The sequence below is a fragment of the Polaromonas sp. P5_D5 genome (assembly GCF_054049435.1).
Map to the genome: position 1 here is coordinate 258,616 of NZ_JBFUMJ010000001.1, position 26,318 is coordinate 284,933.

Below are 26,318 nucleotides of genomic sequence, written 5' to 3' on the forward strand. Positions count from 1 at the left end.
CTTCCCGATTTCAACAAGGAGTAGCTGCATGAAAGTCGTCAATGTTCATCAACGTCTGCTGCACGCCAGCCCGGAGCAGGTGGGCGCGCTGATTGATTCGCTGGGCTCGCCGGCCGATGCCTTGTGGCCCGGCAAGGTCTGGCCGCGCCTGAAGTTCGACAGGCCGCTGGCCGTGGGCGCCATCGGTGGGCACGGGCCCATCCGCTATGTGGTGGAGGCCTACACACCGGGGCAGTCTGTGCGGTTTCGCCTGACCGCACCGGCGGGGTTTGACGGCTGGCACGGCTTTGAGGTGCTGGACGCCACGCCTGCGCATTGCGTGCTGGAGCACCGCATTGAGATGAACACACGCGGCACTGGCCTGCTCTTGTGGCCGCTGGTGATTGGCCCCCTGCACGATGTTTGCGTGGAAGACGTGCTGTCGCAGGCGCAGCTCTCGCTGGGCAACGAGCCACGGCAGGTGCCCTGGCCGGCCTACATACGCCTGCTGCGCTGGCTGGTGTCGGGCGGCAGGCGCTTGACCCCGCCGTTTTCGCGCAGCCAGCATGCCCGCTGACTTGCTGGCCTGGGGCCGTCAGGTGCTGGGCCAACAGCCCTTCAGCGCGATGCTGAACGCGCAGCTGGATGCCTTTGCGCCCGGCGGCGCGGAGCTGTCGGTGCCTGTGGTGCCCGGCCTCTTGCAACAGCACGGCTTTGTGCATGGCGGTGTATTGTCCTATTTGGCGGACAACGCACTGACGTTTGCGGGCGGCTCGGTACTGGGCGACTCTGTCACGTCAGAGTTCAAGATCAACTACCTGCGGCCGGCCAAAGATGCCGACCGCCTGCTGGCCGTAGCCACGGTGGTGGGCAGTGGCAAGACCCAGGCGGTATGCCGATGCGATATTTTTGTGCTGCGCGGGCAAGAGCGTACCTTGTGCGCGGCGGCGCAGGGCACCATACGCAAGGCGGCCTAGGGACTGTTGACAGGCCACAGGCTTCGCAAAACACGGGATGCTGGCGGGGACGGTACAAGTCTGGCCATCTGATCGCCCTTGAGCGATATCTTGACAATATTGTCTAACAACGATATTGTGCAAATATCACTCAAAGGCGGTATCCATGAGCACGCTTCAAACCTTTCCCGTTCAGACATCAGCACAGCTGTCAGTGCATTTGAAATCGCTGCGCAAGGCACGCGGGCTGACGCAGACCGCGTTGGGTGAGCGCATAGGCGTCAAGCAGGTCCGCATGGCCGATATTGAAAAAAACCCCGGTGCGGTGAGCCTCGACCAGTTGCTTCAGGTGCTGCATGCGCTGGACGCGCGACTGCTGCTGGCAGACTTGCGGCGGTATGCCGAGACTGACACCCCACCCGCCCCCACCGCGAACAGCCCCACAGCCGATTGGTAACCGGGGAAAGCGCTTGGGAAAGCATGACGAAACAGTTTAAAAAGGTGGCCCATGGCATTTGCCGATCTTGACGTGTGGATGAACGGCCAGCATGTGGGCCTGTGGTTCTGGACGCGAACCGGCACGCCGGGTTTTCGTTATGACCAAAGCTGGCCGCAGTCGCCCCATGCGCGGCCGCTGTCGGTTTCACTGCCCATGCCGGCCGGGGGCGGCGATGTGATGGGCCCCAAGGTAGAGCACTACTTTGACAACCTGTTACCCGACAGCAGCCGCATCCGCGAACGGCTGCGCCGCCGCTTTGGGACTTCTTCAATCCGCGCGGCCGACCTGCTGGCAGCCATCGGCCGGGATTGCGTGGGCGCGCTGCAGCTGCTGCCACAGGGCCAGCAGCCATCGCCGCACGACCGCATCGACAGCACGGCACTGACCGACAGCCAGGTGGAGACGCTGCTGGGTGACGTTACCGGGGACGGTGTGGAAGGCGCCTCGCTGGCGGACGATTTCCGGATATCCATTGCCGGCGCTCAGGAAAAGACAGCGCTGCTGCGCATTGGCCAGCGTTGGCACCTGCCGTCGGGCTCTACACCCACCACGCACATCTTCAAACTACCGCTGGGCCTGGTCGGCAATATGCGCGCCGACATGTCGGACTCGGTGGAAAACGAATGGCTCTGCGCCGCCCTGCTGGGTGAACTGGGGTTTGAGGTCGCGCCCACACAAATGGGCCGCTTCGGCCGGCGCAAGGTGCTGATCGTGGAGCGCTTTGACAGGCGCTGGATGGACGGCGGCCAATGGATCGCCCGCCTGCCGCAAGAGGATTTCTGCCAAGCCACCGGGACGCCCGGTGACCTCAAGTATGAAAGCGACGGCGGCCCAGGCATTCGCACAGGGCTGGACTTGCTGAGCGGAAGCAGCAATGCCCGCGCCGATCTTCTGCATTTCGCGCAGGTCCAGCTGGCCTTCTGGATCATGGCCGCCACTGACGGCCATGCCAAGAATTTCTCCATCTTCCTGGAACGCGGCGGCAGCTTTCGCATGACGCCGCTGTACGACGTGCTGTCGGCCTGGCCCATCATCGGCAACGGGCCCAACCAGATCAGCCCACGCCGCGCCAAACTGGCCATGGCCTTGCGCAGCAAAAACGCGCACTACCATTTGCACGAAATCCGCACCCGCCACTGGGAAGCGCTGGCGCGGCAAAGCGGTGTGCCGGGCGCCTTCGACCAGATGGTGGCGCTGGTGCTGCAGGTGCCGTACGCGCTGGAGCGCGTGGCCGCGCAGCTGCCGGCAGATTTCCCCAAGGCGGTGTTCACCGCCATACGCCGCGGCATGTTGGCGCAGGCTGAAAAATTCGTGGCTGAACTTCCATGACGGAGCCCGGCCTTGACCCCGCGGCCCGCCGCACGTATATCGCCCGCATCAACCGGGTGGTAGACCACGTCAGCGCCAACCTGGCCGGCACGCTGGACTTGCAAGCGCTGGCCGATGTGGCTCACTTTTCGCCCTGGCACTTTCACCGCGTGTTTCAGGCGGTCACGGGTGAAACCCTGGCTGACTGCGTGCGCCGCCTGCGGCTGGAGTCGGCAGCCCAGCAACTCATTTTTACACCGCAGACCGCGCTACAAATCGCGCTCGACACGGGCTTTGCGTCGGCCGAGGTTTTCAGCCGTGCCTTTCGCGCCCATTTCGGCACAACGCCCACGGCCTGGCGGCGCGGCGGCTGGCGCGACTGGGCAGCGCGCCAGCAGCGTGAACTTAGCAAGATTCATCAAGGCAATCACAAGATGAATCAAGACTCCCTCATGGCATTGTTTAAAGATAGAACCCTCTGGCCCGTGGGGCCGGTTTTATCTGAAAGAGGTTTGAGCATGCACATTGAACTGAAGACCATTCCTGCCATGCGCCTGGCTTACATGCGCAACACCGGCCCTTACGGCGACGGCGTGGCGCAGCTGTGGCAACGCTTTGTCGCCTGGTGCGGCCAGCACGGCCACATGAACCCGCGCCCCAGGATGTACGGCATCAGCCAGGACAACCCCGAGATCACGCCGGCCGAAAAATGCCGCTACGACGCCTGCATTGAGGTGAACGAGGCTTTCAAACCGCAAGGCGAGACAGGCGTGCAAAACTTTGGCGGCGGGCGTTATGCCTGCGGCCGTTTTACCGGCAAGCCGGGCAACGAAGTGCACGAAGCCTGGACGCACATGTTCGCCGAGTGGCTGCCGCAAAGCGGCTACCAGCCGGAGAACAAGCCGGCCCTGGAGCTGTATGAAGAAGACTTCGTGATGGACCCGAAGACCGGCACCTTCAGTTGCTGGCTCTGCGTGCCCGTGCGGGCGCTGTAGCGCCGGCGACTGGTCTTTAAAGCCGGGCCTGGGGCCCTACAGCCCCTGTAGCGGCAACAACTTGCCCTCGGCCGCGGAAGGCGGCGCAATGCGCAGCAGGCGCGACAGCGTGGGCGCGATGTCCACCACTTCCACCCGCGCATCGATGCGGCCGGGCTTTGTCCAGGCCGGGCCGTACATCAGGATGGGCACTTGCGTGTCATATGGATGCGGGGAACCATGCGTGGCGACCGTGTTGCCGAACATCCAGCCGGGCTTGAGTGAATACTGCACGTCGCCCGACACATCGGCGTGCCAGGATTTTCGGATCTGATCGAAAAATGGCGCACCGGCACGGCTTGCGCTTGCCAGTTCGCGACGGGTATAGGCCGCGGCAAAGCCGGGCTCTGCCAGCAGCAGGGTGCGGGCTTCTTCTGCCAGGGCATTCGGGTCTGCCTGCTTTTGCGCGATGAGTTTTTTGTCGAACAGCAAGCTGGAGCCGGAGAATCCCGCCGTCCATTTGCCTTCGCCAAACCGTTTTTCCAGGCCGGTGTTGACGCGCCACAGCACCTGACTGCTGTTGACGCGACCGGCCTCACGGCCCTGGCTGGCGAGGTAGTCAGGTGACGGCATGAAGCCGTGGTCGGCCGTCAGCATGACGAGGTAGTTGTCTTTGCCGACGCGGGCGTCCAGGTCCTGGAAGAAGGCCTGCAGCATGCGGTCGAGTTGCAGCAGGTGGTCGTGCGACAGCCGTGACTCGGCGCTGTAGGCGTGGTTCACGTAGTCGTGGCCCGACAGGCTGACCGACAGGATGTCGGGAATGTCGTCCTGCCCCAGCTGCTCGCCGGCAATGGCCGCGCGGGCAAACTCCAGCGACATGGCATCGACAAAAGGACCACGCAGCAGCGAGCTGTAAAACCGCGGTCCGGGCGCCGTGTCGTCGGGCGCGCCGTACATGGCTGGCAAACCGCCGCCGGCGGGGCCAAACCATTTTTGCTGGTCGGGCACAGAGCGCGCATAGGCGGCCTCGGGCAGCAGGGCTTTCCATTCGGTCTTGAAGTAACGGTCGGCCAGCTTCTGGCCGTTAAAGGCATTGACCCAGCCCGGATGCGCGGCCATGTAGTGCGTGCTGGACGCAAACTGCCCTGTGGCGCCCATGTACATATAGGCCGTGCCGGTTTTGCCGGCGGGCAGGATGGCGCCGCGGTCTTTGCCGGAGATGCCGATCACTTTTGAGCGGCTGTCTACCCGCCGCAGCACGTCGCCCACCGTTTCCACCTTGAGGTTCTTCGGGCTGGTGCCGTCGAGCGCATTGGTCTGGTGGCCGATGTAAGTGGCCGTGGTGTCGCCCGTGCAATACACCGGCTCTGCGGTGATGGGGTCGCGCCAGTCGTTGCCGATGATGCCGGTGCGATGCGGATAAGCGCCTGTGAGCATGGTTGCGTGGCCGGCCGCGGTGACGGTGAAAGCATGGCCGTAATGCGCGTTGGCGAACCAGGCGCCGCGGTCAAGGAAGCGTGCCAGGCCATCGGGCGCGAGCTGGTCGCGATAGTCCAGCACCTGGCGCTGCGGCAGCCCGTCCACCACCAGGAAGACAACGAGTTTGGGCCGCGGTGCAGCGGCTTGCGATGGCGCGGTAGCGCCGGGCGCTGCGGCACAACTGGCCAGCAATACTGCCGTGAACGCGGCAACCAGAATACGCAAAGGTGTGTGAAGTTTCATTGGGATCATGCGGGTGATGCTAGGTGAGTTCATGGTTTGCGGGCAACAGTAGTCACCCGTAGCAGGCCTGGCTGTCACGGCCTGTTGCCGGGAAGGCTTGCATGGTAACTGCGTCACCACGTACCCATTTGGGTCCCCTGTGTAGGACCATGGCTCTCCGGACTACTACTTCTGTCTCGTTCACATTTGGTTTCAATGCCAAAGGATTGACGTGCGTTTCGGTTGTAAGGCAGGATGCATTCATGACCAACAACGCAGCGCCGGACACGGCGCCCAACGTAGCGCCATATGTCGCCGCTCCAGGAGAGACGGAGGTTGATCGCGTGGTGACGGCGAGCATGTGCAACATGCGGGAAGGCATCTTCGCGCAGATGGAAAACATCCGCACGGAGTCGCTGCGCCACAACACGCCCCTCGGTCTGCACGTAGTGCTGCATTACCAAAGCGGCTGGTTTGTGCATTGGGTCGAAGGGCCTTCGGCGGCAGTGCGGGACTTGCTGCAGCATGTTGTGCAACACGACCCGCGCCACCATTCACCCCATACATTGCACACCAGCAAGGGGCGGCGGCTTTTGCCGACACCGTGGTCCATGGCGATGTCGCAGGCCACCGAGTCGGCGGTTTATTTCGGCCGCCGGGTCATGGCCCTGCGGGAGCAACTTGAAAAGGGCAAACAGTATTCGCCCTCCTCGGTGCTTCGCCGCCTGTCGGCACCCATGCAACTTGCCCAGGCGCAGGCACTCGCAGACCCCGAAGCCTTTCACCGCATGGGCATCTGCTCGGCCAGCGGCACCGAGGCTTTCGACATGGTGGGCTGGCTGGCCCAAAAGACGGGCGGGGTGGTCGCCAAACGGCGCTTTGCCGGCGAGACAGACTTTGACGGCAGCAGCGAGTATGTCGACTTCATGGAAGGCGGCTACCCATGCCGGCTGATTGCCGTGGCGCGCAACGGCCTGACGCACGGGCTTCGCCGGGCTTTCCTTCCGGAGTGGCCGCATTTTGTGATGCTCTTTTGCGGCGCGGCCAAGTTTGACGATGCGCTGATGGACCGCATGATCGCCGCCTGCGACGGCCTGCCTGCGAAGCCGGTGCTGGTGGGGGTTGCCCGCGACACCGCGACCCACCAGCGCATGCAGGAGATGGCAAAGGCTGCGCAGCTGGAGTATGTCGTCGGGGGCGTTGCCACGCCCGACAACTGCAACGCCATATGGCAGACGATGCGCGACCAGCTGGACCGGGCCGGTGCGCCGTCCAGCTCGGTGTGGGACGTGCCGCGCATGGCGGCCTGAGCGCCCTGCCCCATTTCCCCATTTCCCCGTTTTTGTTTATCGGCATCTTGCTGCACGGACAGGTGTTTGCGCGCGCCGGCCTGCGCGCGCCGATACACTGCGAGGCATGAAAAAAGAAGACATCGCCCCATTTTTTGCCACGCTGAAGGCGGCCAACCCGATGCCTGTGACCGAGCTGGAATACACCAGCGTGTTTGAGCTGCTGGCCGCCGTGCTGTTGAGCGCGCAGGCCACCGACGTGGGTGTGAACAAGGCGACGCGCAAGCTTTTTCCGGTGGCCAACGCGCCGCAGGCCATCATTGACCTGGGGCTGGAACGCCTGGAGTCTTACATCCGCACCATCGGGCTGTACCGGACCAAGGCCAAAAACCTGCTGGCAGCGTGCCAGATTCTGGTAGAGCAGCATGGCGGCAAAGTACCGCGCAGCCGCGAAGCACTGCAGGCCCTGCCCGGCGTAGGCCGCAAGACGGCCAACGTGGTGCTGAACTCGGCATTTGGCGAGGCCACGATGGCGGTGGACACGCACATCTTTCGCGTGAGCAACCGCACAGGCCTGGCGCCCGGCAAAAACCCGCTGGAAGTCGAGCTGGGCCTGCTCAAGCGTGTGCCTGCCGAATACATGGTGGATGCGCACCACTGGCTGATACTGCACGGACGCTATGTGTGCATTGCGCGCAAGCCCCAGTGCTGGCAATGCGCGGTGGCACCGTGGTGCGACTTTGAACCGAAGACGCCGCCGCCGGCGGCGTAAAGAAAGCGCCTAACGGGCGAAGGTGCCGTCGGCGCGAATCATTGTCAGATTCACGAAGCGCGAACCCAGATTGCTTTGCTTGCTGTAAGTCAATGCAAAGCCGCCCAGGTCTTCATTGGTGAATGTTTCGAGCGTGCTGATGAGTTTGGCGCGCGTAACCGGCGCCGGCGTCTTTTGCAGCGCGCGCACCACCAGCTTGGCGTTCAGGAAACCTTCCATGCTGTTGTAGCTGAATTTCTTGTCGCCGTTGGACGAGATGACGGTCTGGTATTCACGCACGACGGCGTTGCCCAGCTCGGTAAACGGGTAAGGCACGACCTGCGAGGCAATCACGCCGGCTGCCGCATCCTTGAGCTCGGCATGCAGCCCGGACGACACGCTGAGCACCATGAACTGGGCGGTCACGCCCTTGGCGCGAAAAGCCTGGATGAACGCCGCATTGGGCTTGGCCTGCCCGATCAAAATCACGGCTTGCGGCTGCGCCGCGGCAATCACCTCGGCAGCTTTGGCAACGTCAACCGTGCCGCGCGGCACCGGGGCCACGGCAGCAGCCGTTGCGCCGCGCTTTTGCATGGCGGCGTTCAGGGCTTCCAGGCCTTCCTTGCCGAAAGCGTCGTCCTGGTACATCACGCCGATTTTCTTGATGCCGATGGTCCACGCGTGGTTGACCGCCGCTTCGATCTCGTCGGTGGTGCTGGCGCGCACGTGGAACAGGTTGGACACATACGGTTCACGCAGCGACTTTGCGCCGCTGGTGTTGCCGATCTCTGCAATGCCGGCCGCCTGCACCAGGGGCACAATCTTCAGCATGTTGGCCGTGCCGCGATAGCCCACCAGCGCTACGGCGTTCTGGGTTTCGATCAGGGCCTTGGTGTTCTCGGCCGTCTTGTCGGGATTAAAGCCGTCGTCCAGGCTGACGAGTTTGATCTTCTCGCCGCGAACGCCGCCTTTTTTGTTGATGTCATCAAAGTACGCATTCATGCCGCGCACATAGTCGGTCGTCAGTGCGGCGCTATTGCCAGAGAGGTCACCCGAGTGGCCGAGCACGATGTCGGCCGAAGCGGCCGAGGCGGCCAGACCCAGAAAAAAAGCGGCCAGAAAACGGCCGCCCTTTGAAAAATTAACAACTTTCATGAAACGAATCCCTACCCTCTTGTGAAAAAATTGGTGTCAATAAAAAAGCCGGCCCAAGGCCGGCTTGTGCTTCCGGTGCGCGGTGTATGTCAGGCGTCGACCCTGACCTTGGCCTGCTGGGCCACCTGCGCCCACTTCTTTTGCTCCATCTTGATGAAGGCCGCAAATTTTTCGGTGCTGCCGCCGCCGTCTTCGGCGCCATACTGGTCCATCTTTTCCTGCACGTCAGACATGGCCAGTACCTTGTTGACGTCTTCGTTCATGCGTTGGACCATGGCCGGCGGCATCTTTGAAGGGCCCATGAGGCCGTACCACACGGTGGCTTCGAAACCCGGGAAACCGGACTCGGCCATGGTGGGCACATTGGGATGGCCTTTGGCGCGCTTGAGGCGCGTTTGCGCCAGCGCGATGGCCTTGCCGCTTTTGACATGCGGCGTGGCCGAGGTCATGGTTTCAAAGCAGTAGTTGACCTGCCCGCCGATCAGATCGACCAGCGCCGGGCCGGAGCCGCGATAAGGAATGTGCAGCGCAAAAATCTTTGCCTGAAGCTTGAACATTTCCAGTGCAAAGTGCTGGGCCGAACCACCGCCCGCAGAAGCAAAGCTGATCTGGCCGGGTTTGGCCTTGCACAAGGCCACCAGGTCCTTCACGGTTTTGGCGGGCTGGTCGGCATTGCAGATGAGCATGTTGGGCGTGACGCCGACCATGCTGATGGGCACGAAGTCGCGATCAGCGTCGTAGCCGAGCTTGATGCCCAGTGCTGGCGCCAGCGCGTGGCTGTTGATGTGGGCCATCAGCAAGGTGTTGCCGTCACCGGCCTGCTTGGCCACGTAGTCGGCGGCAATCACGCCGGCCGCGCCACTCTTGTTTTCAATGATGACCGAGGTGTTCCACATGGTGGACAGCTTCTGGCCCACCACGCGCGCCAGCGCGTCGGTGCCGCCGCCGGGCGGGAAACCCACCACAATGCGCACCGGCCCACTGGGCAGCGTTTGCGCCCTGAGCATGGGTGACGCCACCATGGCGGCTGTGGCCGCCGTCGCGCTGATAAAGGTTCTGCGTTGCATGGTTTCCCTTTTTGATTCGGTAATTTATGGAATTTTGATGACCGTTTGACGTAACACCCTGCGGTCGTGCGCAGCGGGTGATCAGGCTGCCTTGCGCTGCGGCACCACAGCCGCATGGCTGGAAAAGTGGTCCATGGCGGCTTGCACACCCGATCCCGCGAGCTTGACGCCCGCAAGTTTGAGGCCCATTTCACAGCCGCTCAGCGCCGCCATCAGCGTGAGGTCGTTGCAGTCGCCCAGGTGGCCGATGCGGAACATCTTGCCTTTGACCTTGCCCAGGCCGGTGCCCAGTGAGCAGTCAAAGCGTTCGTAAATGATCTTGCGCACTGCGTCGGCGTCGATGCCTTCAGGTGTCATCACGCCGGTCAGCACCGGCGAATACACGGCCGCATCGGCGCACTGGATCTGCAGGCCCCAGGCCTTGACCGCGGCGCGCACGCCGGCAGCCCAGCGCTGGTGGCGCGCAAACACGGTTTCCAGGCCGTGCTCCAGCAGCATGTCGCAGGCTTCGCTGAGGGCGTACAGCAGGTTGGTGTTGGGGGTAGACGGCCAGTAGCCGGTCTTGTTCATCTCGATGATTTCGTCCCAGGCCCAGAAGGCCTTGGGAAGCGTGGCCTTTTTGCTGGCTTCGATGGCTTTGGCCGACACGGCGTTAAAGCTGATGCCGGGCGGCAGCATCAGGCCTTTTTGCGAGCCGCTGATGCTGACGTCGACGCCCCACTCGTCGTGGCGGTAGTCGGCCGAGGCCAGGCCCGAAATGGTGTCAACCAACAGCAGGGCCGGATGTCTGGCGGCGTCAATCGCCTTGCGCACGGCGGCAATGTTGCTGGTCACGCCGGTGGAAGTTTCGTTGTGCACCACGCAGACGGCCTTGATGCTGTGCTGGGTGTCGGCTTTGAGGCGTTCTTCAATCAGGTGGGCCTGGACACCATGGCGCCAGACGTCGGCGCCGGGGTAGCCGATGACTTCGGTTTTGAGGCCCAGGCGCGCGGCCAGTTTTTGCCACAGCGCAGCAAAATGGCCGGTTTCGTACATCAGCACATGGTCACCCGCGTTCAGCGTGTTGGAAAGCGCGGCCTCCCAGGCGCCGGTACCGGAGGCCGGGTAAATGATGACGGGTTGTTGGGTCTGGAAGATCTTCTTGATGTCGGCCAGCACTTTGAGGCCCAGCGCCGCGAATTCGGGGCCGCGGTGGTCAATGGTGGGCAGGCTCATGGCCCGCAGGACGCGGTCAGGCACCGGCGAAGGGCCGGGAATTTGCAGAAAATGACGTCCGGTGGGGTGAAAGTCAAGCGTCAACATGGCGAAAAACTCCAGAAGTAGGACGCTATTTTTTGCATACAAAATTCATTTGTCAATAGAGCAAAGGGTTACAAATTGATTTGACACCCCTGTTTTTTGCATACAAAATTTGCTTATGGCCGCCGAAATCATTCCCATCCCCCGCGCTGCCCTTCACGAACAGGTGGCGCACCGCCTGCGCCAGATGCTGGTTGAAAACCGCATCCACCCGGGCGCCAAGCTCAATGAGCGCGAACTCAGCGAAGTTTTGAACGTCTCGCGCACACCGCTGCGCGAGGCCATCAAGATGCTTGCCGCAGAGGGCCTGGTCGAGCTCTTGCCCAACCGCGGTGCGATAGCGGTGGAACTCACCGAAGCCGACGTGCTGAATACCTTTGAGGTCATGGCCGGGCTGGAGGCGCAATCGGGCGAACTGGCCGCCCAGCGCATCACCGACGATGAGCTGGCCGAAATCAAGGCCATGCACTTTGAAATGATGGCCGCCTACACGCGCCGCGACCTGCCCAACTACTACCGGCTCAACTCTGCCATTCACAGCGCCATCAACGCGGCCGCGAAGAACCCGGTGCTCACCACCACCTACCGGCAGGTCAACGCGCGCCTGCAGGCGCTGCGCTTTCGCTCCAACCAGGACGAAGAAAAATGGAAGTCAGCCGTGAATGAACACGAGCTGATGATTGACGCACTGGCTGCGCGCGACACCGCCGCCATGCGCAAGGTGCTGCTGGGCCACCTGGCCAGCAAGCGCGAAGTCGTGGTCCAGCAACTGCGCGCCGCGGCGGCGCCCGCCAGCACGCCTTCCAGGGCGTGACCTGCAACGTGACCTTTGCCTGGCTTCAGGGCCGGGCCTCAACACCCACACAAAACCCGGATCGCCCGCGATGAACGCCCCCCTTCCACTCAAGATATCCCGGCAGGCCGCGGCCCACGCCTACGACAACGTGGCCCGCATCAGCAATGAAGTTGCCGGCAGGCTTGCGGCACGGCTGGCCGCCGAAACACAGGGCGAAGTGCTGTTTTCGCCGGCCGACCGGGGCCGTTACGCCACCGACGCCTCCATCTACCAGGTCATGCCTGTGGGCGTGTTTGTGCCGCGCACGGCAGACGACGTGAAGGCCGCGCTGGACATCTGCCGCGACATGCAGGTGCCCATCGTGCCGCGCGGCGGCGGCACCAGCCAGTGCGGGCAAACCGTGGGCACCGGCCTGGTCATCGACTACGCCAAGCATGTGCGCAACATCCTGGCGGTGAACCCGCAAGAGCGTACCGCCGAGGTAGAGCCCGGCATTGTGCTGGACCACCTGAACGCAGCCCTGAAAAAACACGGCCTGTGGTACCCGGTGGATGTTTCGACCAGCGCGCAGGCCACGCTGGGCGGCATGGCGGGCAATAACTCCTGCGGCAGCCGCAGCATTGCCTACGGCAACATGGTGCACAACGTGCTGGGTGCCAAAGCCTGGACATCCGACGGCAGCCTGCTGCAGCTGGGCGCTTACGCCGGCAGCAGCGGCAAGGCACGCGAGCTGGGCAGCCACGTGCGTGCGCTGGCCGAGGAGCTGCACCCCCTCATCAAGCGGCGCTGGCCCAAAGTCATGCGGCGCGTGGGCGGCTACAACCTGGACATCTTCGACCCGCAGAGCGAGCGGCCCTACACCAGCGACGGCTCGGTCAACCTGGCGCATCTGCTCATAGGCAGCGAAGGCACGCTGGCGCTGACCCGGTCGCTGACGCTGCAACTGAGCGAGCTGCCCCGGGCCAAGGTGCTGGGTGTGGTGAATTTCCCGACCTTTTACCGCGCCATGGATGCGGCGCAATTCATCGTCAAAATCGGCGAAGGCACGCTCACTGCGGTAGAGCTGGTCGACCGCACGATGATTGACCTGTCGCTGCAAAACCCGGCCTTTGCGCCGACGATCCGCAGCGCGCTGATCGGCGATCCGGCGGCCATTTTGCTGGTGGAGTTTTCGGGTGCCAGCAAGGCCGATCTCTTGCCCAAGCTCAAGCGCCTGGGCGAGTTGATGGGCGACCTGCTGCTGCCCGATTCGGTGGTGGAGATGACCGAGGACGCACCGCAAAAAAACCTGTGGGAGGTGCGCAAGGCCGGCCTCAACATCATGATGAGCCTCAAGGGCGACGGCAAGCCGGTGAGTTTTATCGAAGACTGCGCCGTGCCGCTGGAGCATCTGGCCGCCTACACCGACGCCTTGACCGAGATCTTCAGGAAGTACGGCAGCAAGGGCACGTGGTATGCCCATGCCTCCGTCGGCACGCTGCACGTGCGGCCCATCCTGGACATGCGGCGTGAAGGCGCACCCAAGATGCGCGCGATTGCCGAAGAAGCCTCCGTGCTGGTGCGCAAGTTCAAGGGTGCCTACAGCGGCGAACACGGCGACGGCCTGTGCCGCGGGGAATGGATCAAGTGGCAGTTTGGCCCGGAGATCAGCCAGGCCTTCGCCGACATCAAGCAATACATGGACCCGGCGGGCCTGCTGAGCCCCGGACGCATGATCAACCCGCCCAAGATGGACGACACGCGGCTGATGCGGTTTCCGCCGGGCTACCGTGTCATTCCCCTGAAGACTGCGCTGGACTGGCGCGCCTGGGACGTGCAGAACGACCCGGCCACCGAAAGGACCAGCGCACCCGGCAGCGGCGGCGACCCGGCCCGCGGCTTTGCCAAGGCCGTGGAGATGTGCAACAACAACGGCCATTGCCGGAAGTTTGATGCCGGCACCATGTGCCCCAGTTACCGCGTGACACGCGACGAGCAGCACCTGACGCGCGGACGCGCCAACACACTGCGCCTGGCATTGAGCGGGCAGCTCGACGGGATGAAGGCCGAAGACGCCTTCACCAGCGAAGCTGTAAAGGAAGCCATGGACCTGTGCGTGGGCTGCAAGGGTTGCAAGCGCGACTGCCCCACCGGTGTGGACATGGCCAAAATGAAGGTGGAGTTTTTGCACCACTACAAGCACAAGCACGGCTACACGCTCAAAGACAAGATGGTGGCGTACCTGCCCGACTATGCCCACTGGGCCAGCCGCCTGGCGCCGCTGCTGAACCTGCGCGACAAGGTGCCGGTGCTGGCGGCCTGGAGCGAAAAACTGATGGGCCTGTCGGCCCGCCGCACACTGCCGCAATGGACGCGCCAGACATTCTGGAAGCGCCTGAACAAACCCGGCGCGGCGTCGAAAGGAAGCATCACGACCGCCAGCCGCGAAGAAGTGCTGGCCGCCGCACGGCCGGTCGTGCTGTTTGTGGACACTTTCAACGGCTACTTTGAGTCAGAAAACGCACTGGCTGCACTGAAGGTGCTGCAGGCCGCCGGCTACACGGTGCATGTGGCTGCGAAAACCGAGGCCGACGGCAAGAGCCTGTGCTGCGGCCGCACTTACCTGGCCAGCGGCATGGTAGGCAAGGCCAGAGCCAAGGCGCGCGAGGTGGTGGAAGCCCTGCTGCCCTTTGCCGAAAAGGGCATCGCCATCGTCGGCCTGGAGCCCTCCTGCCTGCTGACGCTGCGCGACGAGATGCTGGTGATGGGCCTGGGCGAAGCAGCGCACACCATCAGCCGCCATGCATTGCTGCTGGAGGAATTTCTGGCGCGCGAGGCAGCCGACGGCAAACTCGACAAGCTCAAGGGCCGGCTGAAAGCGACGGCCCAACCCATCTTGCTGCACGGCCACTGCCACCAGAAAGCTTTTGGCGCGGTCAGCCCCATCATGGATGTGCTCAAGCTGATTCCCGGCGCAAAACCTGAGCTGATCGAGTCAAGCTGCTGCGGCATGGCAGGAAGCTTTGGCTACGAGGCCAACCACTACGAGGTGTCGATGCGGATGGCCGAACTCAGCCTGCTGCCAGCGGTGCGCAAGCAGCCCGACGCCATTGTGGTGGCCGACGGCACCAGCTGCCGCCACCAGATCAGGGACGGCGCGCAGCGCGAGGCGATTCACGTCGCGGTACTGCTGGCGCAGCAGCTGCGGGGCTGAGGGCGGCCGCCACGCGGCATGTTTTCAGCACCCGGAACGCTATACTTTTAATAGCTGCTTGCGCTTTACCCTATTGGGCTACAGCCTGTTTTGCTTGAATATTCCGGTGCAACACATTTCAGCCACGCAAGCGCCTAGACATGCCCCACCACCATGGGCGCATGCCTGAGGTGAAGCGACAGGCCCAGTGCCGCCATGTGGTTGCCGTTGCGTCCGAGGATGGTTTCGGCCAGCGGAAGGAATTCTTCCTCTTCAAAGCGCGCGTGTTTCAGGTAGGCCTGCACCAGCGCCTCCGCCGCTTGCAGGTCCAGCTCTGCCGGCTGGTTTTTTGCCGCCGCTTTCACTGCGGGTTCGAGGTCTTTCCAGATCGATTCGATCTTGCGGTGCTCGGCCACCAGGCGCTTGATCATCGCGCTGACTTTGTCGGCCTCTTCCCCCTTGGCGGCACTGCGCAACACCGCCGGGAACAACTCATTTTCTTCGTCGGCATGGTGGCCTGCCACCGCGTACTTGAAGAGGCTGAGCGTGTGCGAAGCGACGTTGCGCGCTTGCGCCGCCGCGGCCAGCAAGGCCGGCAGTTCGGCGAAAGCCTGCAGCTGGGACACGATACCGAAGTGGCATTGCGAGAAGCCGGCCAGCGGCATGGCGAGGTCAACCAGGCCCGCAGCGGCGGGAGGCGCGGGCAATTCCCCACTGTGGTAGCTGACGTGATGGATGCTCATGGATCTTTCCCCTGGTTAACGGATGCACCCTGCCGGCCAGCCAACCCGGCAACAGCCGGACAACAGCCAGGAAGCGCCGGGAAGAGCCAACCGGACACCGTGCAGCCAGTTTGACTATAGGGAGGCGATCAGGGGCGCTGTTGATCCAGATCAAACAGCCGCCGGTTCCCCCAAAGCCCGTGTCAGAATATCCGGAAATTTATTCCAACAGGGAGGACTTGATGAACCATTTGTGGACGCGCATCTGTGCGCTGGCGGTTGTGCTGTCTTGCGGTGCTGCCCTGGCGCAGCCGATGACAAAAGACGAAGCCGAAAAAATCTGGGCAGAAGCCCGTACAGCAGCCAAGGAAGGCCCGCAGGACATTTCCCTGGCCGACCAGGCGGTGCTGAAGCTGCCGGCCGGCCGCATTTTTGTGCCGCAGCCGCAGGCCGCCAGGCTTCTCAATGCCATGGGCAACCCCGGCAAGGATTCGCGGCTGCAGGGCCTGGTGTTTCCGGCGGCCAACGACTCCTGGTTTGTCACGGTGCGCTTTGAGTCCGCAGGCTACGTGAAAGACGACGACGCCAAGGACTGGAACGCCGACGACCTTCTCAAAAGCTACCGCGAAGGCACAGAGGCCTCGAACAGCGAACGCAAGAAGATGGGTTTTCCTGAAATGGAAATTGTCGGCTGGGCCGAAAAACCGGCCTACAACGCCGCCACCCACCGGCTGGCGTGGGCCATGTCCAGCAAGGACCGCGGCGCAGCGCCCGATGCCACGCAAGGGGTGAACTACAACACCTATGCGCTGGGGCGTGAAGGTTACTTCAGCCTGAACCTGGTGACGGCGCTGAATGATTTGCCGAAAGACAAACCCGTCGCCGCGGAGCTGCTGTCGGCCCTGCAATACAACGACGGCAAACGCTACGCCGATTTCAATTCCAAAACCGACAAGGTGGCCGAATACGGCCTGGCCGCGCTGGTGCTGGGCGTGGCCGCGAAAAAACTCGGCTTCTTCGCCGTCGCCGCGCTCTTTTTTGCCAAATTTGCCAAGGTGATCTTTCTGGCCGTGGCGGGGTTTGGCGCGGTGTTCCTGAAATACTTCAAGCGCAAACCGGCTGCAGCGCCCATGCCGGTCGCGGCCGCCGAGCAGGAGACGGTTCCTGCCGCATTCGGCAGTGCGGCAAACGCGCCAACCACCCCGGCAAAACCCCCCGCACCGCCCACCGCCTGAAAAGCACCTTCGCGTGACGAAACTCCTGCTGCTGCTTTTCACCGGCGCCAAGTTCGGCAAGTTGCTGCTCACGGGCGGCAGCATGCTGATTTCGGTGTTTGCCTACGCGCTGTTGTTCGGCTGGCGCTACGCGGTGGGTTTTGTGGCGTTGCTGTTTGTGCATGAAATGGGCCACTACATTGCGGCGCGGCAGCGCGGCCTCAATGTGGGCGCGCCCACATTCATTCCGTTTGTGGGCGCCTGGGTAGAGCTCAAGGACATGCCGCATGACGCCGAAACCGAAGCGTATGTAGGCCTGGGCGGCCCGCTGCTGGGCACGATAGGCGCGCTGGCCTGCTATTTTCTGGCGCGCGACCAGGACAGCAATCTGCTGCTGGCGATTGCCTATTCCGGCTTTTTCCTGAACCTCTTCAACCTGATTCCGCTGTCGCCGTTTGACGGAGGCCGCATCACCGCGGTGCTGTCGCCGCGCATCTGGTTTCTGGGGGTGCCGGTGCTGGTGGGCCTGTTCTTCTGGCGGCCCAGCCCCATGCTTATCCTGATGGCGCTGCTGGCCGGGCCGCAGCTGCTGAAGGCCATACGCTACAAATCAGACAGCGAAGAGGCGAAAACCTATTACGCCACCAGTGCGGCCACGCGCTTTGAATACGGCTTTTATTACCTGGCCCTGGCGGCGTTTCTGGCGGTAATGACGCATGACGTGCATGAAATGCTGCGCGGCGTCAGCGGCATCCGGTAAATCGGGTTGAACGCACGGCTCGTGTCAGTCCGGCACAAACTTCGCGTTGAAGGTCGCCTCGTCTTCGGGCAGCTCCAGCGTCACCAGTTGCCCCATGCGCATGTCGGCGAGGCGGCAGGCGCCGAACAGGCTGTATTTGCCCTTGAGCCCGTAGCTTTCCATGTCGATCAGCATGAAGGAGTGCGGCACAAACACCTGGTGCAGAAAAATCGTACGGTGCCGGTTGCGCGGCGACGGAAAGAGCTTGTATTGCTCGGTGGTGATGCTTTGTGCTGCTGCCATGGTGTGGGTGAGTGAGGGCGGTCGGGGGCTGTCCGGTGTAATGCGTTAACCCTGACTGTAAGCTCTAGCCTTGCACAGACCTTGCCGCGGCCCTGTTTTTTGCCCACTTATGCCCCAATACCCATGACAGAGCGTCACCCAACCCCCGGAAAAGAAGAAATTGCCCTGCTGGAGCCGTTCGACCGGTTGAGCCTGGGACAGATCCAGGTGGTGGCGACACCGGCCCAGGCCGCCGCAGCGCTGCAGGCCCTGGCTGGCGCCACGGTGCTGGGCTTTGACACCGAGTCGAAACCGACCTTTGCCAAAAACGAGGCCTCTGAAGGGCCGCACATCGTGCAGCTTTCGGCGCTCGACAAGGCCTGGATCTTCCAGCTCGAAGACGCCGAATGCCGCCGCGTGGTCGGGCTGCTGCTGAGCTCGCCTGCCATCATCAAGGCAGGCTTCGGCCTGGGGGACGACCAGCGCCGCATCATCCGCAAGCTGGGCACAGACCTGCAGGGCGTGCTGGACCTGAACGTGGTGTTCCGCGAGCGCGGCTACCGCAAGGACATGGGTGTGCGCGGCGCCGTGGCCGTGATGTTCAACAAGCGCTTCCTCAAGTCCAAGAAGGCCGCCACCTCCAACTGGGCCAATGAAAGGCTAACGGAAGCGCAGATCATTTATGCGGCCAACGATGCCTATGGCGCGCTGCGGGTGTACAAAGCGCTGGGGCTGGGGTAAGCGCGGCCGCAATACGCTACCAAATTGATAGCTGGCTGCGCTTATCCACAAAGGGTTTCAACCGCTTTTTACTTAAAAACCCTGACGGCCAAAATTGTCTTTATCTTTAGAAGGAAACAACCATGAAAACACTGCTCCCCCTGCTCGCCTGCGTCCTGATGTCCGGCTGCGCCGCCGAACTGGTCAGCGTCAATGACAAACTGATTGTGGTCAAAGCCCGCCCGTCGAAACTGGGCGAAGCCACCGACATCGCTGAAATGGAATGTCAGAAGCGCGGCCTGCACGCCCGGCTGGTGACAAAGCCGACCCCCGAGCAGTACGGGTTTGAGTGCGTGCGCTGAGTCAGGCATCCACGCATCAGATCGAAGAAAACGAGGAGATGGCATGCAACAACTTCTGAAGTTCTGCAGGATCTTTTGGCTGCTGCTGCCCGTGCTGGTATGGCCCGGCGGCGCCGCGTGGGCGGCCGACATTCATGTGATGACCTCGGGCGGCTTTACCGCCGCCTACAACGAGCTGGTGCCGGCCTTTGAGCGTGCAACCGGGCACAAAGTCATCACGGCGTATGGCGCTTCCATGGGCGACGCACCGGATGCCATTCCGAACAGGCTGGCGCGCAAGGAGCGGGCCGACATCGTGATCCTGGCGGCGCCGGCGCTGGATGCGCTCATCAGCCAGGGCAAGGTGCAAGCCGGCAGCCGGGTGGACCTGGTGCGCTCCCTGATCGGCATGGTTGTACGCGCAGGTGCGCCCAAGCCTGACATCAGCACGGTCGACGCGCTCAGGCGCACGCTGTTGGACGCCCGGTCCATTGCCTACTCGGCCAGCGCGAGCGGTGTCTATATCTCGACCGAGCTGTTCCAGCGCCTGGGAATTTCCGCGCAGGTTGCGGGCAAGAGCACCAAAATACTCAGCGAGCGGGTGGGCACCGTGGTGGCCCGCGGCGATGCCGAACTGGGCTTCCAGCAGGTCAGCGAACTGCTTCCGGTTCCGGGCATCGACTACGTGGGGCCACTGCCGGATGAAGTACAGCGCGTCACCGTGTTTTCAGCGGGCATTGCCACCGGTGCTGTCGAGCAGGATGCCGCACGTGCATTGATTCGTTTCTTTACCACTGCGGCGGCCGCGCCCGTCATCCGGAAAACCGGGCTGGAACCCATTACGCCTCGGTAATAGCGGGTATCAGGGGTAGTAGAGTTGCTCCAGCCGCGCGGCCTCGGTGTAGATCGACGGCAGCGTGATGTTGCGGGCACGCAGGGCGGCAGCGCGCAAACCCACGCTGTAGCGCGCGTCCTGGCCCGGAAGCGGTGGTGCACTGGCGGGTTTTGCCTTCAGCCAGGCCAGGGCGTCGGCGGCAGCGATTTCCCCCATCGACTTGGCGGACGGCGCCACACTGAGCCCCCCGCCCTGCTGAACGTATTCAATATCGACCCCCAGCGGCAAGGGCGCGGCATTGGCTTCGAGCCACTTGATCACCTCGGCATCGGGCACCACGCCGGCCGCTGCGGGCCCGGCACGCAAACTGCCGTGCGAGAGCACCAACACCACATCGGCCTTGCCGTCCATGGCCTTGGTGGCAGCCTGCCAGGCGGGGAAATCGCCCAGTGTGTGGGTAGCCACCACGCTGTGCGGCGCCCAGTTGAAAGCCTCGACCTGCCTGAGCTGACCCTGGCTGGTGGGGCCGGCGTCGCCCAGCACCGCCACACGTACGGGCTGGCCCTTTTTGACGTGCTGCAGCAAGTCGCGCATGGCGGCCAGCGGCAGGCGCTCGGCGACACCGGTGACGTTGGCTGCGCCCACGTAGCCGTACTCTGCGGGCTCATGGTCTATGGCGGCGAACACCACCCTGGGACGGCCCTGCCCGGCGAAGCGGCGCATCACGTATTGCTGGGCTTCGTCGTCTACGGCAATCACCAGGTCGGGGTTGAACTGCTCAATGGCGCGCAGGCCTTCTTTTGCGGCGTCCTGGCGATGGTCTTCATCGGGAAGGCGGTCTATGCCGAGGTAATGCCAGCGAACAGTCAAGGGCTGCCTGTTTTTGTCCAGGACATGGCGTATGCCTTCGTCCATCTTGCCGACGGTGGTGGAGCTTCGGTCCGAGCTGTGCAGCACCAGCACCCGCGGCTTGGACAGGTTGAACATGCCCAGCAGCAGCAACGCGACAAGAAGGGCCGCACCCGTCAGGACGGCGAGGGTTCCATTTTTCATACCAGGCCCAGCCATTCCCAGTAAGGGATCGAGAGATAGGCCGCCAGCAGGCGCGCCAGGTTCATCCAGTGGTTATAGCGCAGGAAATCGGTGTGTTTGTAGTAGCGGTCCAGCCCGCTGCCCATGACCTGCAGGTACTGCGAGCTTTGGTAGGGCATGAACCAGATGTCGCTGAACATCGCAGTCAGGAAGACCACGACCCAGGGGTTGATGAACTGCGCCTGCCCGATCGGCAGAAGGATGACCGCAGCCACGATCATGCCGGCGGTGATCGGCAGCACCAGGCGCAGCAGCAGCGTGACCACCAGCGCGACCGGAATGAACCAGACCATTTTGCCGCCGACGAAATCAAACATGTTGCCCGCCGAATGGGCCAGTGCGGTGTCCAGCCCCAGGTAGCTGATGGCGCGGCTCAGGCCGTCGAGGCTGAGCAGAAAGAAAATCATCGGCCAGTCGATCTTCTGCTGGAAGTCTTTCTTGCTCAGCAAGCCCATGAGCAGCAGGCCCACCAGCAAAAAGGCCGCCAGCCACGCAGGAGAAATCTGGTGCCAGCCGGCGGTGCCGGCGCCCAGCAGGAAAAACAGGAAACCGGTGAGTGCAGCTTTTTCGGACCGGGTGACGTCGCCCAGCAAGGCCAGCTGGCGCTTGAGCCTTTCCTTGGGCAAAGCGGCCTGGGCCGTGCGCCCAAAACACAGGCGCACCACCACCAGGTGCATGGCCGTGACAGTGAGCGCGGCCACGCCGGCAGCGGCAAACCAGAACAGGCCCTGGAACTGGTCCTGCAGTTGCACGGGCAGCATGCCGAAAGCCGTCAGGTTGGACGACTTGCTGGTCAGCAGCATCGGCGAGAACAGCATGGCGCCGGAAAACGTGGCGGCCATCAAGGCCGTGGCGGACTTGCTGTGCGCCGGCAGGTTGAGGCCTTCGATCATGTCGCGGTAAAACGGCAGCACCAGCGACAGCCGCGCATTGCCAGAAGGCATGATGGGCGACAGCAGGTAACCCGACAGCAGCAGCGCCGCCTGGTGCCAGAACGGCGTGTCGGGCAGGCGTATCAACAACCACAGCATGAAGCGATAGCTCAGGCCCGAGGCGGAAATCACGGCGGCCAGCGCATAGACACCGACCAGCGTGGTGAGTGTTCTTGACGAGAACCCGGCCAGAGCGACTTCGTAGGGCACAAGACCCACGATCAACACCGCGGTAATGGCCACCAGCGGCGGCACGAACTCATCGGCCAGGTTGAACAGCCACATCAGCACCGTGGCCGACAGGATGGCCAGGAACAACGAGGCCTCCACCACCAGCCCGGCCATGCCGGAAAGGAAATAAATCGCGGGCGGCACCAGCACCACACCCAGCCAGCCGACAAGCTCGCGCCGGGAAATGGGTTTGGCCGGCTTTTTGGCGGCGGGCTTGCCGGGGGCCGGCGCAAGAAAGGATTCGCCGCCCACATAACCCATCAGCGTCAGCCAGGCCTTGTTGCGCAAGGCGGGCGATTTTGCAACCAGCTCGGCCAGGGCGTCGCGCGGAACCTGCACCGCCCTGACCCGCGTGGCGGCCGTGACGCTGCACAGATAATTGGCCGTGTCGCAGGCGGCTTCTTCACCGCAGCGCATACCGGGCAGCACCACAGTACGGCCGGCCGGCGTGGTCAGCTGCAGCTCGCCGGCTTCGATCACGTATAGATATTCGGCCGGCGCGCCTTTCTCGTATAGCGTGTCGCCGGCGGCGAATTCGAGCGTGTGCAGGCTGCCGAGCAGGCGTGCAAGCTGGCTGCCGGACAGGTCGGCGAACAGCGCGTCGCCACGCAAAAGCGCCAGGATGTCGGCGTCGGGGATGGCAGCGGAAATGACGGAGGAAACAGGCATGGATTCCCGGACCTACAGTGAGGTGACGGTAAGAATCCGCAGGGGCATCGGCATGGAACCTCCTCCTTTAGCTATTGTATTGATAGCTGCTTGCGCCCGGCTTGATTGGCCTGCAGCTGTTTTCTGCCATTAAATCACCGTTTCCCCGAAAACGGCCGCCGGAAAACCCTAGGAGACCACTGCGCCGTGGCCACTCGATATGACCGGAAGGCTTGCGAGCTTCTTCAGGCCTTAAAAATCCCCACTGCCGCCACTGGCCAGGCTTTCGAACTTGGTAATGCGATTCAGGAAGGCCAGCTTGACCGTGCCCGTCGGGCCGTTACGCTGTTTGCTGATGATGACCTCGGCGACACCGGGCTCCTTGCAGGCCTCTTTGGTGTAGTACTCGTCACGGTAAATGAACATGATGATGTCGGCGTCCTGCTCGATGGCGCCGGACTCGCGCAGGTCGCTCATCATGGGGCGTTTGTCGGTGCGGGACTCGACGCCGCGGCTGAGCTGCGACAACGCGATCACGGGGCACTGCAGCTCTTTGGCCAGCATTTTCAGGCCACGTGAGATTTCGCCGACGGCCGTGGCGCGGTTCTCGTCTGCCATGCCGCCGGATACGCTCATGAGCTGCAAATAGTCGACCACGATCAGGCCGAGCTTGCCGCACTGGCGGGCCAGGCGGCGGGCGTTGGCGCGCAGCTCGCTCACCGTGAGGCCGGGAGTCTCATCGATGTGCAAAGAGACGGTGCGCAGCTTTTCAATGGCCTCGGTCAGGCGCGGCCATTCTTCGTCCGTCAGGGCACCGGTGCGCAGATGGGTCTGGTCGATGCGGCCGATGGAGCCGACAATACGCACGGCAAGCTGCGAGGCGCCCATTTCCATGGAGAACACGGCAACGGGCAGACCTTCGAGCAAGGCAACGTTTTCGGCGATGTTGATGGCCAGTGCAGTTTTGCCCATGGAGGGGCGCGCCGCCAGAATCACCAGGTCACCAGCCTGGAAGCCGGACGTCATGCGGTCCAGGTCGTAGAAGCCCGTGGGCACGCCGGTGACATCCTGCGGGTTCTCGGCCATCTCGGTGACGCGATCGAGCAGGCTCACGACCAGCGTATCCATGCTCTGGAAGCCTTCTTTCATGCGCGAGCCCTGCTCGCCGATCTTGAAGATCTTCTGCTCTGCTTCGTCGAGGATGGTCGCGACGTCTTTGCCCTGCGGGTTAAAGGCGTTGGTGGAAATCTCGTCCGAGGCGGACACCAGTTTGCGCAGGATGGAGCGCTCGCGCACGATTTCTGCGTAGCGGCGAATGTTGGACGCGCTAGGAACGTATTGCGCAAGGGAATTGAGGTAGCTCAGGCCCCCTACTTCGTCGGCCTTGCCCTGGTTTTGCAGGTGCTCGTACACCGTAATGATGTCGGCCGGCTTGGAGGCGTTGATGAGCGCGCCCACGGCGGCATAGATCAGCTTGTGTTCGGAGCGGTAGAAGTCCTGGTCGGTCAGCAGGTCGCCCACACGGTCCCACGCGCCGTTGTCGAGCAGCAGGCCGCCCAGCACGCTGGATTCACCCTCGATTGAGTGCGGCGGAATGCGCAGCTGGGCGATCTGGCGGTCGGGGCTGTAGCCGGGATCGTCATAGGTGGAAAGTACGGCGGACATGGGTTTCCTTGAGAGACTGAAATACTAAGCCCGCTACGAAAAACCGCTGTGGACAAAGTTGTGAATAAGCGTTGGAAATTCGGTGTAAATACACCCGGAGCTTGTGTATAGCCAATCGATATGAACAGCCATGAAAAAAGCCGCTCGGCGAGCGGCTTTTTTGCGGAGGGCGAAAACGCTTAAGCGGTTTCGCCGTACACGGTGACGGTGATGTCCACTGCCACGTCGGTGTGCAGGGCAACGGTCACGGCGTGGTCGCCAACAATCTTCAGCGGACCGTTAGGCATGCGGATTTGCGACTTCAGCACAGGGAAGCCCTGCTTGGTCAGCTCGGCCGAGATGTCATGGTTGGTGACGGAGCCGAACAGGCGGCCGTCAACACCGGCTTTTTGCGTGAGCTTGACGGTGGTGCCGCCGAGCTTTGCGCCCTGGGCCTGCATTTCGGCCAGCTTGGCTGCTGCAGCTTTTTCGAGTTCGGCGCGTTTGGCTTCGAATTCGGCCTTGTTGGCTTCCGTGGCGCGGCGTGCGCGGCCCGAAGGGATCAGGAAGTTGCGTGCATAGCCGTCTTTGACCTTGACGATTTCGCCGAGGTTACCGAGGTTCACGACTTTGTCGAGCAGAATAATTTGCATGGTCGTGCTCCTTACAGGCTACGGTGCTGGTCGCTGTAAGGCAGCATCGCGAGGAAGCGAGCGCGCTTGACGGCGGTGTTGATCTGGCGCTGGAAAATCGCGCGCGTGCCGGTCAGGCGAGCGGGGATGATTTTTCCGTTTTCGGCTACGAAATCGCGCAGGGTGTCGATGTCTTTGTAGTCGATTTCTTCAACGCCAGCGGCTGTGAAGCGGCAAAAACGCTTGCGCTTGAACAGCAGTGATTGGGTATTGCGCTTGGGGCGCTTGTCTTTGTTGAAACGTTTTGGTCCGGGCATGATGGACTCCTTAAATGGGGTTCGGTATTTGCTCTACCTTGTGCAGAGCCTGGATATGAAAAACAACACCTTTGCTGGTGCGCGCATTGATGAGAAAACCGGTGAACCTGAAGGGTTTGCCTAGCGGGGATTTGGCTGATTGCTCAGCCAGCGCTCCGAAGGCCACCGCCCTTACCGTCAACTTGACCTGTCTGGTGACTCCGGCTTCGACGATTTCGGACTCGTGTTCGAGGACGAAATTGGCGGCGGGGATTCCAGCGGGCGTGTAGCGAAGAGGACTTGCCTCGGCGATACAGGCGGTCAGTTCAACGTGGTTCACTGCGGGCTCTTGCTCAAAAGCAGATGCGCAGCAGCGAGGCGTTCAACAGCATGGTGGCTATTAAGCCGCATACTCCTGCTGTTGGGCCTTACGGGCTTCTTCCCTCTCGACGTTGCGCATCATGAGGGACGGGCCGGTTTCGGCTTTCTTCTTCACCACGGTCAGGTGGCGCAGCACGGCATCGTTGAACTTGAACGCGTGTTCAATTTCTTCCATCACGGCCTGGCTGGCTTCGATGTTGATGCAGAGGTAGTGGGCCTTGGCCAGTTTCTGGATCAGGTACACCAGCTGGCGGCGGCCCCAATCTTCGACACGGTGCACTTTGCCACCGCCGGCGGTGATCATGCCCTTGTAACGTTCCAGCATGGCTGGGACTTGCTCGCTTTGATCCGGATGGATCAGCAAGACGATCTCATAGTGACGCATAAACTCTCCTTGTGGTTAATTGAAGCTGCCCCAGCGTCGTTAAGGGTGCAGCAAGGCGAAGCCCATGATTATAGCCTGAAGACTTGTTCGGATGCCAGTTTGGCCTGGCCAGCGACCTGCAAACCCAAGAAATCGCAGCTTTTGGGGTAGTTTCCCCCTGCTTCAAAGCGCTGGCACCAGCACCGGGCACAGCCGGGTAGAACCCACGCAATGACCCATGCAATGAAGCTCTTTGGCTGATTGTTACTGCGTGTTAATCTCCCGCCAGATCCGGATGC

At 62.6% G+C, this 26,318-nt stretch carries 27 protein-coding genes; 14 read left to right on the top strand and 13 right to left on the bottom strand.

Features of this window, described 5'->3' with window-relative positions:
• The first annotated feature begins 28 nt into the window (after positions 1-28).
• From ACXJKE_RS01265 to ACXJKE_RS01285, 5 genes are all read left to right on the top strand, one after another.
• Positions 29-556, top strand: coding sequence for an SRPBCC family protein (locus ACXJKE_RS01265; protein ID WP_457278760.1), 528 nt, complete (start codon positions 29-31; stop codon positions 554-556).
• On the top strand, positions 546-956 hold the full coding sequence (locus tag ACXJKE_RS01270) for a PaaI family thioesterase (protein ID WP_457278761.1): 411 nt from the start codon (positions 546-548) through the stop codon (positions 954-956). The genes ACXJKE_RS01265 and ACXJKE_RS01270 overlap by 11 nt, the downstream gene beginning before the upstream one ends.
• Before the next feature lie 145 nt (positions 957-1,101).
• Positions 1,102-1,392, top strand: a complete 291-nt coding sequence (locus ACXJKE_RS01275; protein ID WP_457278762.1) for a helix-turn-helix domain-containing protein — start codon at positions 1,102-1,104, stop codon at positions 1,390-1,392.
• A 51-nt stretch (positions 1,393-1,443) separates the two neighbouring features.
• Entirely contained in the window at positions 1,444-2,763 is a 1,320-nt protein-coding gene (locus ACXJKE_RS01280) for a type II toxin-antitoxin system HipA family toxin (protein WP_457278763.1), read from the top strand.
• Positions 2,760-3,737, top strand: a complete 978-nt coding sequence (locus ACXJKE_RS01285; RefSeq protein ID WP_457278764.1) for an AraC family transcriptional regulator — start codon at positions 2,760-2,762, stop codon at positions 3,735-3,737. Before ACXJKE_RS01280 ends, ACXJKE_RS01285 begins: the two co-directional genes overlap by 4 nt.
• A 36-nt stretch (positions 3,738-3,773) precedes the next feature.
• On the opposite strand, the gene ACXJKE_RS01290 is transcribed toward ACXJKE_RS01285, so the two are convergent.
• Entirely contained in the window at positions 3,774-5,438 is a 1,665-nt protein-coding gene (locus ACXJKE_RS01290; protein WP_457278765.1) for an alkaline phosphatase family protein, read from the bottom strand.
• 242 nt (positions 5,439-5,680) lie between these two features.
• On the opposite strand from ACXJKE_RS01290, the gene ACXJKE_RS01295 reads away from it, so the two are divergent.
• Complete coding sequence (locus tag ACXJKE_RS01295) at positions 5,681-6,727, top strand: BLUF domain-containing protein (RefSeq protein ID WP_457278766.1); 1,047 nt, start codon at positions 5,681-5,683, stop codon at positions 6,725-6,727.
• Between the two features lie 106 nt (positions 6,728-6,833).
• Positions 6,834-7,478, top strand: coding sequence for an endonuclease III (gene nth / locus ACXJKE_RS01300; protein WP_457278767.1), 645 nt, complete (start codon positions 6,834-6,836; stop codon positions 7,476-7,478).
• Between the two features lie 9 nt (positions 7,479-7,487).
• Here nth and ACXJKE_RS01305 read toward each other — a convergent pair whose 3' ends face one another.
• The 3 genes from ACXJKE_RS01305 to ACXJKE_RS01315 form a co-directional block, all read right to left on the bottom strand.
• A complete protein-coding gene (locus ACXJKE_RS01305; RefSeq protein ID WP_457278768.1) occupies positions 7,488-8,612 on the bottom strand; it encodes an ABC transporter substrate-binding protein in 1,125 nt (374 codons plus the stop codon).
• A gap of 89 nt (positions 8,613-8,701) precedes the next feature.
• The gene (locus tag ACXJKE_RS01310; RefSeq protein ID WP_457278769.1) at positions 8,702-9,679 is read right to left on the bottom strand and encodes a Bug family tripartite tricarboxylate transporter substrate binding protein; all 978 of its coding nucleotides are present in this window, start codon (positions 9,677-9,679) and stop codon (positions 8,702-8,704) included.
• An 81-nt stretch (positions 9,680-9,760) separates the two neighbouring features.
• The gene (locus ACXJKE_RS01315; RefSeq protein ID WP_457278770.1) at positions 9,761-10,981 is read right to left on the bottom strand and encodes a pyridoxal-phosphate-dependent aminotransferase family protein; all 1,221 of its coding nucleotides are present in this window, start codon (positions 10,979-10,981) and stop codon (positions 9,761-9,763) included.
• A gap of 115 nt (positions 10,982-11,096) precedes the next feature.
• Between ACXJKE_RS01315 and ACXJKE_RS01320 the strand changes: the two genes are divergently transcribed.
• Together ACXJKE_RS01320 and ACXJKE_RS01325 are read left to right on the top strand one after the other, a co-directional pair.
• Positions 11,097-11,792 (top strand): GntR family transcriptional regulator, encoded by a 696-nt coding sequence (locus tag ACXJKE_RS01320; RefSeq protein ID WP_457278771.1) that lies wholly within the window; start codon positions 11,097-11,099, stop codon positions 11,790-11,792.
• A 70-nt stretch (positions 11,793-11,862) separates the two neighbouring features.
• A complete protein-coding gene (locus tag ACXJKE_RS01325; protein ID WP_457278772.1) occupies positions 11,863-14,967 on the top strand; it encodes an FAD-binding and (Fe-S)-binding domain-containing protein in 3,105 nt (1,034 codons plus the stop codon).
• Positions 14,968-15,101: 134 nt separating this feature from the next.
• Here ACXJKE_RS01325 and ACXJKE_RS01330 read toward each other — a convergent pair whose 3' ends face one another.
• Positions 15,102-15,689, bottom strand: a complete 588-nt coding sequence (locus tag ACXJKE_RS01330; protein WP_457278773.1) for a hemerythrin domain-containing protein — start codon at positions 15,687-15,689, stop codon at positions 15,102-15,104.
• Positions 15,690-15,910: 221 nt separating this feature from the next.
• On the opposite strand from ACXJKE_RS01330, the gene ACXJKE_RS01335 reads away from it, so the two are divergent.
• Positions 15,911-16,903: a DUF2167 domain-containing protein gene (locus tag ACXJKE_RS01335; RefSeq protein ID WP_457278774.1), complete on the top strand. Its 993-nt coding sequence runs from the start codon at positions 15,911-15,913 to the stop codon at positions 16,901-16,903.
• A 13-nt stretch (positions 16,904-16,916) separates the two neighbouring features.
• Positions 16,917-17,642: a site-2 protease family protein gene (locus ACXJKE_RS01340; RefSeq protein WP_457278775.1), complete on the top strand. Its 726-nt coding sequence runs from the start codon at positions 16,917-16,919 to the stop codon at positions 17,640-17,642.
• A gap of 24 nt (positions 17,643-17,666) precedes the next feature.
• Here the strand turns inward: ACXJKE_RS01340 and ACXJKE_RS01345 are convergent, their stop codons facing one another.
• The gene (locus tag ACXJKE_RS01345; RefSeq protein ID WP_457278776.1) at positions 17,667-17,924 is read right to left on the bottom strand and encodes a hypothetical protein; all 258 of its coding nucleotides are present in this window, start codon (positions 17,922-17,924) and stop codon (positions 17,667-17,669) included.
• A 123-nt stretch (positions 17,925-18,047) separates the two neighbouring features.
• Between ACXJKE_RS01345 and ACXJKE_RS01350 the strand changes: the two genes are divergently transcribed.
• The 3 genes from ACXJKE_RS01350 (at position 18,048) to ACXJKE_RS01360 (ending at position 19,817) form a co-directional block, all read left to right on the top strand.
• Positions 18,048-18,644 carry a 3'-5' exonuclease gene (locus ACXJKE_RS01350; protein WP_457278777.1) on the top strand — a complete coding sequence of 199 codons (597 nt, stop codon included), beginning with the start codon at positions 18,048-18,050 and terminating at the stop codon, positions 18,642-18,644.
• A 122-nt stretch (positions 18,645-18,766) separates the two neighbouring features.
• Positions 18,767-18,985, top strand: coding sequence for a hypothetical protein (locus ACXJKE_RS01355; RefSeq protein ID WP_457278778.1), 219 nt, complete (start codon positions 18,767-18,769; stop codon positions 18,983-18,985).
• 43 nt (positions 18,986-19,028) lie between these two features.
• Complete coding sequence (locus ACXJKE_RS01360) at positions 19,029-19,817, top strand: substrate-binding domain-containing protein (protein ID WP_457278779.1); 789 nt, start codon at positions 19,029-19,031, stop codon at positions 19,815-19,817.
• A 9-nt stretch (positions 19,818-19,826) separates the two neighbouring features.
• Here the strand turns inward: ACXJKE_RS01360 and ACXJKE_RS01365 are convergent, their stop codons facing one another.
• The 7 genes from ACXJKE_RS01365 to rpsF all read right to left on the bottom strand — a co-directional run bounded on the left by ACXJKE_RS01365 (position 19,827) and on the right by rpsF (position 26,040).
• Positions 19,827-20,852, bottom strand: a complete 1,026-nt coding sequence (locus ACXJKE_RS01365; RefSeq protein WP_457278780.1) for an ABC transporter substrate-binding protein — start codon at positions 20,850-20,852, stop codon at positions 19,827-19,829.
• The gene (locus ACXJKE_RS01370; protein WP_457278781.1) at positions 20,849-22,723 is read right to left on the bottom strand and encodes an SLC13 family permease; all 1,875 of its coding nucleotides are present in this window, start codon (positions 22,721-22,723) and stop codon (positions 20,849-20,851) included. The genes ACXJKE_RS01365 and ACXJKE_RS01370 overlap by 4 nt, the downstream gene beginning before the upstream one ends.
• A 231-nt stretch (positions 22,724-22,954) precedes the next feature.
• Positions 22,955-24,367, bottom strand: coding sequence for a replicative DNA helicase (gene dnaB / locus ACXJKE_RS01375; RefSeq protein ID WP_457278782.1), 1,413 nt, complete (start codon positions 24,365-24,367; stop codon positions 22,955-22,957).
• A gap of 179 nt (positions 24,368-24,546) precedes the next feature.
• Entirely contained in the window at positions 24,547-24,999 is a 453-nt protein-coding gene (gene rplI, locus ACXJKE_RS01380; RefSeq protein ID WP_457278783.1) for a 50S ribosomal protein L9, read from the bottom strand.
• A gap of 11 nt (positions 25,000-25,010) precedes the next feature.
• Positions 25,011-25,295 (bottom strand): 30S ribosomal protein S18, encoded by a 285-nt coding sequence (rpsR, locus tag ACXJKE_RS01385; protein WP_077592883.1) that lies wholly within the window; start codon positions 25,293-25,295, stop codon positions 25,011-25,013.
• Between the two features lie 10 nt (positions 25,296-25,305).
• Entirely contained in the window at positions 25,306-25,614 is a 309-nt protein-coding gene (gene priB / locus ACXJKE_RS01390) for a primosomal replication protein N (protein WP_457278784.1), read from the bottom strand.
• A gap of 60 nt (positions 25,615-25,674) precedes the next feature.
• Positions 25,675-26,040, bottom strand: coding sequence for a 30S ribosomal protein S6 (rpsF, locus tag ACXJKE_RS01395; protein ID WP_007871089.1), 366 nt, complete (start codon positions 26,038-26,040; stop codon positions 25,675-25,677).
• Positions 26,041-26,318: the final 278 nt, after the last annotated feature.